This is a genomic window from Janthinobacterium aquaticum (genome assembly GCF_009208565.1).
Classification (GTDB): domain Bacteria; phylum Pseudomonadota; class Gammaproteobacteria; order Burkholderiales; family Burkholderiaceae_D; genus Janthinobacterium.
Map to the genome: position 1 here is coordinate 1 of NZ_WFLK01000030.1, position 2,031 is coordinate 2,031.

The 2,031-nt window shown below is 66.5% G+C and carries 1 protein-coding gene; it reads right to left on the reverse strand.

The genetic code is table 11. From position 1 onward, the window contains the following. A partial coding sequence (locus GCM43_RS25430; RefSeq protein ID WP_226929669.1) for an Ig-like domain-containing protein occupies positions 1-2,031 on the reverse strand: 2,031 nt, incomplete at both ends.

The window sequence follows — 2,031 nt, forward strand, 5'->3', positions numbered from 1 at the left end:
TGGTGATGCTCCACGCGCCGCCGGTGGCCACGGCCGTGCCGAGCACGGTGGTGCCGTCGGTATCGTACAGCGTGACGGTGCTGCCCGCTTCGGCGGTGCCAGTGACGGTAGGCGTGGTGACGTTGGTGACACCGTCGGTGTTGGAACTGCCGCTGTCGGAAGCAAGGGCCAGGATTGGTGCGCCTGGAGCTGCCGGTGCGGCGCTTACGATGGTGATCGTGAGCGATGGCGATGCCGCGCTGCGGTTGCCGGCGGCATCCACTGCCTTGACGCTCAAGCTGTGTGCGCCGTTAGCCAATGCGCTGCTAGTAATGCTCCACACGCCGCCGGTGGCGGTGGTGGTGCCGAGTACGGTGGTGCCGTCGGTATCGTACAGGGTGACGGTGCTACCTGCTTCGGCGGTGCCGGTGACGGTAGGCGTGGTGACGTTGGTGACACCATCGGTGTTGGAAATGCCGCTGTCGGAAGCAAGGGCCAGGATTGGCGCGCCTGGCGCTGCCGGTGCGGCGCTTACGATGGTGATCGTGAGCGATGGCGATGCCGCGCTGCGGTTGCCGGCTGCATCCACTGCCTTGACGCTCAAGCTGTGTGCGCCGTTAGCCAATGCGCTGCTAGTAATGCTCCACACGCCGCCGGTGGCGGTGGTGGTGCCGAGCACGGTGGTGCCGTCGGTATCGTATAGCGTGACGGTGCTTCCAGCTTCGGCAGTGCCGGTGATGGTAGGCGTGGTGACGCTGGTAATGCCGTCGGTGTTCGAGCTGCCGTTGTCGCTAGCCGCTGCGAGTACTGGTGTGCTTGGCGCTGCCGGTGCGGTGGTATCGATGGTGATCGACAGCGTGGCGCTGGCGACGCTGCTATTGCCGGCCACATCCACCGCCTTGACGCTCAGGCTGTGCGTGCCGGAGGCCAGCGCGCTGCTGGTGATGCTCCACGCGCCGCCGGTGGCCACTGTCGTGCCGAGCACGGTGGTGCCGTCGGTATCGTACAGGGTGACGGTGCTACCTGCTTCGGCGGTGCCGGTGACGGTAGGCGTGGTCACGTTGGTGACACCGTCTGTGTTGGAACTGCCACTGTCGGAAGCCAGTGCCAATACCGGCGTACTTGGTGCTGCCGGTGCGGTGCTCACGATGGTGATCGTCAGCGATGGTGATGCCGCGCTGCGGTTACCGGCTGCATCGACCGCCTTCACGCTCAAGCTGTGCGCGCCGTTAGCCAACGCACTGCTGGTGATGCTCCACACGCCGCCGGTGGCGGTGGTGGTGCCGAGTACGGTGGTGCCGTCGGTATCGTATAGCGTGACGGTGCTGCCTGCTTCGGCGGTGCCGGTGACGGTAGGCGTGATGACGTTGGTAACGCCGTCGGTGTTGGAGTTGCCGCTATCGGAAGCCAGCGCCAGGACCGGGGTGCTTGGCGCTGCCGGTGCGGTGCTGTCGATGGTGATCGACAGCGCGGCGCTGGCGACGCTGCTATTGCCTGCAGCATCCACTGCCTTGACGCTCAAGCTGTGTGCGCCGGTCGCCAGCGTGCTGCTGGTGATGCTCCACGCGCCGCCGGTAGCAACTGCCGTGCCGAGTACGGTGGTGCCGTCGGTATCGTACAGCGTGACAGTGCTGCCCGCTTCGGCGGTACCGGTGACGGTAGGCGTGATGACGTTGGTAACACCGTCGGTGTTGGAGACGCCGCTATCGGAAGCCAGCGCCAATACCGGCGCGCTTGGCGCTGCCGGTGGGGTGGTATCGATGGTAATCGACAGCGCCGCGCTGGCGACGCTGCTATTGCCTGCAGCATCCACCGCCTTGACGCTCAGGCTGTGCGTACCGGACGCCAGCGCGCTGCTGGTGATGCTCCACGCGCCGCCGGTGGCCACGGCCGTGCCGAGCACGGTGGTGCCGTCGGTATCGTTCAGCGTGACGGTGCTGCCCGCTTCGGCGGTGCCAGTGACGGTAGGCGTGGTGACGTTGGTGACACCGTCGGTGCTGGAGTTGCCGCTATCGGAAGCCAGCGCCAATACCGGGGCACTTGGCGCTGCCG